At 72.3% G+C, this 6542-nt stretch carries 4 protein-coding genes; 3 read left to right on the top strand and 1 reads right to left on the bottom strand.

Annotated features, from left to right (window positions below):
• Positions 1–254: 254 nt before the first annotated feature.
• On the bottom strand, positions 255–2063 hold the full coding sequence (locus ACFF45_RS28655) for a pectate lyase-like domain-containing protein (protein WP_381349543.1): 1809 nt from the start codon (positions 2061–2063) through the stop codon (positions 255–257).
• Positions 2064–2666: 603 nt separating this feature from the next.
• Between ACFF45_RS28655 and ACFF45_RS28650 the strand changes: the two genes are divergently transcribed.
• The 3 genes from ACFF45_RS28650 to ACFF45_RS28640 all read left to right on the top strand — a co-directional run bounded on the left by ACFF45_RS28650 (position 2667) and on the right by ACFF45_RS28640 (position 6536).
• The gene (locus tag ACFF45_RS28650; protein WP_381349542.1) at positions 2667–3707 is read left to right on the top strand and encodes a LacI family DNA-binding transcriptional regulator; all 1041 of its coding nucleotides are present in this window, start codon (positions 2667–2669) and stop codon (positions 3705–3707) included.
• Between the two features lie 496 nt (positions 3708–4203).
• The gene (locus tag ACFF45_RS28645; RefSeq protein ID WP_381349541.1) at positions 4204–5520 is read left to right on the top strand and encodes an ABC transporter substrate-binding protein; all 1317 of its coding nucleotides are present in this window, start codon (positions 4204–4206) and stop codon (positions 5518–5520) included.
• A 14-nt stretch (positions 5521–5534) separates the two neighbouring features.
• Positions 5535–6536: a carbohydrate ABC transporter permease gene (locus ACFF45_RS28640; RefSeq protein ID WP_381349540.1), complete on the top strand. Its 1002-nt coding sequence runs from the start codon at positions 5535–5537 to the stop codon at positions 6534–6536.
• Positions 6537–6542: the final 6 nt, after the last annotated feature.

Raw genomic sequence — 6542 nt, 5'->3', positions numbered from 1 at the left:
GGTATCCGGCGCCCGGCCGTCCCGGCCCGGCGCCCGGCCGTCCCGGCCTGGTATCCGGCGCCCGGCCGTCCCGGCCTGGTATCCGGCGCCCGGCCGTCCCGGCCTGGTATCCGGCGCCCGGCCGTCCCGGCCCGGTATCCGGTGCCCGGCCGTCCCGGCCCGGTGCCCGGTGCCCGGCCGTCCCGGCCCGTGCCGGTGGCGCCCCCGGCGGCGCCGCCCGCGCGGACGTAGCCGCCGGGGACGGACGGCGGACGTCAGGGGAAGGAGACGACCGTCGACGGCACCGTCGACGTCCCCGAGGTCGGCGCCCCGGTGTCGTTGATGACGCGCGCGTACTGCCCGTTGCCGCCGAGGGAGACGACCAGCAGGCCGTGGAAGCGCACCCCGGGGCGGACGGGGGCGGCGAAGCCGTGGTGCTGCACGATCGTCGGGTCGACGTTGTAGTAGCAGTAGCTGCCCATGCCCCAGCCCTCGTGCGTGGTGACGTCGTCGCCGACGCGGTAGGCGGCGTAGCCCCGGATCGAGCCGTTCTGAACGGCGGCCTGGTTCGGGGCGTCGTACGCCTTCTCGTTCTGGAAGAAGACCGTACGGCCGCGCTGGCCGAACCACTGCACGTCGTACTTGTTGAAGTGCTCCACGAACAGGCCGGTGGCCAGGACGTCGTCGCCGTTGACGACCAGGCCGTAGTCGGCGCGGTTGGTCTCCCAGCCGACGCCCTCGCCGTGGTCGGCGCGCCAGAGCCAGGTGTGGTCGATGATCGTGTGCCGGCTGTTGACGACCATGCTGGTGGTGGCCTTGCCGGGGCCCGCGCCGCCGATGCGGACGAAGACGTCCTGGACGGTGATCGGGTTGGCCGAGTGGTCCCGAGAGGAGCCGCTCGGGCCGATCTCCACCAGGGTCGGGGAGTTGACCGGCCCGGCGTCCACGAGGAAGCCGGCCAGGCGCACCCCGTCCACGTCGGCGACCCGCAGCGCGGTGACGCCGTTGTCGGGGATGATCGTCGCGTACCCCAGGCCCAGCACGACCGTGCCCGCGTCGTTCACCTGGATCGGCTGGTCGACGTGGTAGATCCCCGGCGTCAGCAGCAGGTGCAGGCCCTGCGCGAGCGCCTGGTTGAGGGTGGCGGCGGAGACGCCCGGCTTGGCGACGTAGAACTGGTCCAGCGACAGCGAGGTGCCGCGCGGCGTGCCGTTGCCCCAGGTCACCCCGCGGGCGTCGGTCCGCTTCTCCGGCAGGAAGACGCGGTACTCGCTGCCGTTCAGGTACAGGAACGGCTTCTCGCGGGAGACGGGAGTGGTGGCGAGGGTGGTGTAGGGCGGGTCGGGGAAGCTCTGCGCGGGGGCGCCCTCGACGCCCGAGAACACCATGTTCCACACGGCGTTGAGCCAGCTGCCGACCACGCTGTCACGGGTGTACCACTGCTGCTGGGAGTACGGGCCGACCTGCCCGTCGATGCGGCTGTCGGCGATGTAGCCGCCGCTCGCCCAGCCGTAGCCGTCGGGCGCGAGGTTGAGCCCGCCGCGCACGTGCATCCGGCGGAACGGGGCCGCCTGGGAGACCGCCCAGCGGTTGGTGCCGTTCACCGGGACGAGGGCGAGGTTCTCCGCCGAACGCCAGAAGTTCTGCGTGGCGTTGCCGTTGAACCAGCCGGCGTCGACCGTGACGTCGCCGTTGATCGTCGTGTCGTCGGGGGACAGGCCGAGACCGGCGATCGAGGTGTAGAAGCCGATCTGGGCGTTGAGGCCGTGGTAGGTGCCGGGCTTGAACAACAGGGCGTAGCGGCCGGTGCCGAACTGCGCCGACTCCTGCTGCCGGAAGATCTCGTCCAGTCTGGCCTGGATGCCGGGTGTGGACGGGTCGAAGACGATGACGTTCGGACCGAGGTCGCCGCCGCCGGGGAGGGCACGCGGAGACGGGCGGGCGGCGCCGCGGGAGGGGGCCGCGGCGGACGCGGGGGTGGCCAGTCCGGCCAGCACGGGGGCGGCGGCCGCGGCGCCGAGGACGGTGCGGCGGCGCACCGCCGAGCGCTCGGGAGTGGGGGGACCTGCGGGGACAGGGGACATGGGGGCGACTCTCTCCTTGTTCGGGAAATGAACGGGATGGAGGTGGGGGGAGCGCTCTCTTGGCGTGAATGCTTCATCCGTGTGAACCAGGCGTCAAGACCTGTGGCAGGAGTACCTGTTGCGTCGCCTGATGTTGCGTCACATACGCCGCAAACGTCGTGTTCTGCGGCTCTTCCGTCGCTATGGGGCCGCGTCCGTGTCCGAGCAGTGCGTTCAAGAGATGGGGGAAAGCGTGCGCTGCTCCTCTGACTTCCGCGCCCTCGCGCCCGCCGCGGAGGGGCCGCCCCAGGGGAAAGTTCCGCCGCGTCCCGGTGCGGGCGCCGAGCCGCTGGTCGCCCGCGCACCGCACCCGGCGCGCGGAAGCCGGCCCCGCCGGGTCCCGGCCCCCGGGCTTCCGTCGGCTCCGCCAGGTCCCGGCCTCCCGGCCCCTGCCAGCCCCCCGGCCTCTGTCGGCCCTCGCCAGGTCCCGGCTCCTGCCAGCCCTCCGCCAGGTCCCCCCGGGCCCGCGCGGGCGGGCAGGGCGCGGGTGCGGCCGGGCAGGGCGCGAGGGCGGCCGGGAGAGCGCTCTACCCGGTGACCGCCTCCTCCCCGTAGGCTGCGGGCATGAGCAGACAGGCCCCGACCCTGGAGGACGTCGCCCGGGAGGCCGGGGTCTCCCGGGCCACCGTCTCCCGGGTCGTCAACGGCGTGCGCAACGTCGACCCCGCCATCCAGGACCTGGTCCGCCGGGCCATCGAACGGACCGGGTACGCCCCCAACCAGGCCGCCCGGTCCCTGGTGACCCGGCGCACCACGACGGTGGCCCTGGTCGTCTCGGGCGCGGGCGACACCTCGGACGCCGAGCAGCACGCCTTCGCCACCCGGGTGTTCGCCGACCCTTTCTTCGGCCGGGTGGTCGGCGGTGTGGTCGGGCACCTGCGGCCGCGGTCGATGCACCCGGTGCTGATGTTCGCCGAGACGCCCGAGGCCCGGCGGGAGGTCGTGACGTATCTGCGCCAGGGCGGCGCGGACGGCGCGCTGGTGGTCTCCACGCACTCCGACGACCCGCTGCCCGCGCTGCTCGCCGAGGCCCGGCTGCCGGCGGTGCTGTTCGCCCGTCCCGGGCGTCCGCTGCCGCTCAGCTACGTCGACCTCGCGCACCGGGACGGTGGCCGGCTCGCGGCCGGGCGGCTGCTCGCCCGGGGCTGCCGGCGCGTCGTCACCGTCGCCGGGCCGCTGGCGGTCCCGGCGAGCCAGGAGCGCCTCGCCGGGTTCCGCGACACCCTGGCCCGGCACGGACACCCGGACGTGCCCGTCGCCGAGGGCGGCTTCACGGTGGACAGCGGCATGGCGGCGATGACCGCGCTGCTGGCCGGACACCCCGACCTGGACGGGGTGTTCACCGCCAACGACCTGATGGCCCAGGGCGCGGTGCAGGTGCTGCGCGACCACGGGCGCCGGGTGCCGCAGGACGTCGCCGTCGTCGGCTTCGACGACTCCAGCGCGGCCGTCTCCTGCCGGCCCCGGCTGACCACCGTGCGCCAGCCGGTGGAGGACATGGCGGCGACGATGGCCCGCCTGCTCGACGAGCACATCCGGGGCGCCCGCACCGAGCCCACATCGGTGATCTTCGACCCGGAACTGGTCGTGCGCGACTCGGCCTAGTGCCGCGGCAGGCGAGGTTCGCCCGTGGCGGAGCGGCGGCCGGTGTGTGCTCTCGGCGGGCCGGCCGGAAGCCCTCGTACGGGACGTACTCGGGCTTCCGGCCGGTGCGGCGAGAGTGGGTGCCCGGCGTCGCGACGGGGCGAACGTCGCCTGCCGCGGCACTAGGAGCGGAGGTCAGGCGCCCCCTGGCCGGGGCCCGAAACCTGGCCGAGACCCAACCGTTGCACAACGCCCGTCCGGCCCGTCCCGCCCGGGCCCGGATCATCGGCCCAGGTCACAGCCGGTGCGAGCGCCGCACCCGCGGGTCCGGCCGCCGCGCGCGGCCGCCGTACGGGGCAAGAGACCGTGCCGCACATCTTGACGGCCCTTTCTCTTGAGGTTTAACTCACGTCCTAAATTAAGTCATGAGGGGGTTCGGGGCGTGAACGCGAACGGGCGTCACGCGCCATGGGCCGTCCCTCGGTCTTCTCGACTCCCGGAAGGGACCCCAGGAGCCATGCGCAGCATCCGAGCCGCGGCCGTAGGCGCCGTCACCCTGTCTCTCGCTCTCGCCGCCTCGGCCTGCGGAGGCGGTTCCGCCTCGGGCGGCGGGTCGAACGACTCGCCCAGGACACTGACCTACTGGGCGTCGAACCAGGGCGCCAGCATCGAGGTCGACAAGAAGGTCCTCCAGCCCGAGCTCGACAAGTTCGAGAAGCAGACCGGCATCAAGGTGGAGCTGGAGGTGGTGCCCTGGTCGGACCTGCTCAACCGGATCCTCACCGCCACCACCTCCGGCCAGGGCCCGGACGTGCTGAACATCGGCAACACCTGGAGCGCCTCCCTCCAGGCCACCGGCGCGCTGCTGCCCTGGGACGACAAGAACTTCGACAAGATCGGCGGCAGGGACCGCTTCGTGGAGTCCGCCCTCGGCTCCACCGGCGTCCAGAGCCAGGACCCGGCCGCCGTGCCGCTGTACTCGATGGCGTACGCGCTCTACTACAACAAGAAGATGTTCGCCGACGCGGGCGTCACCCGGCCGCCGGCCACCTGGGACGAGATGGTCGAGACCGGCCGGAAGATCTCCAGGGACGGCAAGTGGGCCCTGGGCGCCGAGGGGTCGAACCTGTCCACCAACATCCACCAGGTCTTCGTCCTCGCCAAGCAGCACGGCGCCGACTTCTTCACCGCCGACGGCAAGCCCGACTTCACCTCCGACGGCGCGGTCGCGGCCGTGAAGCAGTACGTCGACCTGATGGCCCAGGACAAGATCGTCGCGCCCGGCAACGCCGAGTACGCGCAGAACCAGTCGCTGAGCGACTTCGCCAAGGACAAGACGGCGATGGTGCTCTGGCAGACCGCCTCCGCCACCTTCGCCTCGATGGGCATGAAGGAGGACGAGTGGGGCGTCGCCCCGGCCCCCGTCCAGTCCGGCACGCCCGGCACCGGCACGAGCACCAACTCCATGGTGGCCGGCATCAACATGGCGGTGTTCAAGAACACCGACAACGTCGACGGCGCCACCGAGTTCGTGAAGTTCATGACCAGCGACGCCGAGCAGAAGATCCTCAACAAGGCCTACGGCTCCATCCCGCCGGTCAAGGCGGCCCAGACCGACCCGGCGTTCAACACCCCGGCCACGGCCGTCCTGCGTGAGACCCTCGCCACCAGCGCCGCCGCGCTGCCCCAGGTCCCGGACGAGTCCCAGTTCGAGACGGCCGTCGGTACGGCGGTCAAGGAGCTGTTCGCCGAGGCCGCGGCCGGCCGGCCGGTGACCGCCGAGTCGGTGAGGGCGAAGCTCGCCAAGGCCCAGCAGCAGATGCCGACGAAGTGAGCACGGACACCCCCATGACGACCACCACCGCCTCGGCACGGCCCGGTGAGCGGACGGTCGGCAAGAGCTCCCCCGGTGCGGCGCGCGGCCCCCGCCGCCGCACCGGGCGGATCCGCCGGATCGGCCTGCCCTACCTGCTGCTGCTGCCCGCCCTGGTCCTGGAACTCCTCGTCCACCTGGTGCCGATGGTCATCGGCATCGCGATGAGCTTCAAGGAACTCACCCAGTTCTACATCCGGGACTGGAGCCTCGCCCCCTGGACCGGCGTCGACAACTACCGCCTGTCGGTGGACTTCGACGCCCCCGTCGGCCGGGCGCTGCTCGACTCGTTCCTCGTCACCTGCGGCTTCACGGTCCTGTCCGTCGGCCTGTGCTGGTTCATCGGCACGGCCGCCGCGATCTGCATGCAGGACGCCTTCCGCGGCCGGGGCCTGCTGCGCGCGCTGTTCCTGGTGCCGTACGCGCTGCCCGTGTACGCCGCCGTCATCACCTGGGCGTTCATGTTCCAGCACGACAACGGCCTGGTGAACCACGTCCTGCACGACCAGCTCGGCCTCACCGACCAGCCCTCCTTCTGGCTCATCGGCGACAACAGCTTCATCGCGCTGCTCGTCGTCTCGGTCTGGAAGGGCTGGCCGTTCGCCTTCCTGATCGTGATGGCCGGCCTGCAGAACATCCCCAAGGACCTGTACGAGGCGGCGGCCCTGGACGGCGCCGGCGTCTGGCAGCAGATCCGCCGCATCACCCTGCCGTCGCTGCGCCCGGTCAACCAGGTGCTGGTGCTGGTGCTGTTCCTGTGGACGTTCAACGACTTCAACACGCCCTACGTCCTGTTCGGCAAGGCGGCCCCGGCCGCCGCCGACCTGATCTCCATCCACATCTACCAGTCGTCGTTCGTCACCTGGAACTTCGGCACCGGCTCCGCCATGTCGGTCCTGCTGCTGCTCTTCCTGCTCGTGGTGACGGGCGTGTACCTGCTGCTGACGTCCCGCGGCCGGAGGTCCCCCCATGCCTAGGTCCCC

This window comes from Streptomyces cinereospinus (assembly GCF_042430725.1).
Lineage (GTDB): Bacteria > Actinomycetota > Actinomycetes > Streptomycetales > Streptomycetaceae > Streptomyces > Streptomyces cinereospinus.
Note: the sequence above shows the minus strand (reverse complement) of the source record. Positions and strands in the feature narration are given on the sequence as shown.

Bases quoted from the DNA above. Each gene is read 5' to 3' on its own strand.
- ACFF45_RS28645 (WP_381349541.1), top strand. From the start codon at position 4,204: ATGCGCAGCATCCGAGCCGCGGCCGTAGGCGCCGTCACCCTGTCTCTC.
- ACFF45_RS28655 (WP_381349543.1), bottom strand. From the start codon at position 2,063: ATGTCCCCTGTCCCCGCAGGTCCCCCCACTCCCGAGCGCTCGGCGGTG.
- ACFF45_RS28650 (WP_381349542.1), top strand. From the start codon at position 2,667: ATGAGCAGACAGGCCCCGACCCTGGAGGACGTCGCCCGGGAGGCCGGG.
- ACFF45_RS28640 (WP_381349540.1), top strand. From the start codon at position 5,535: ATGACGACCACCACCGCCTCGGCACGGCCCGGTGAGCGGACGGTCGGC.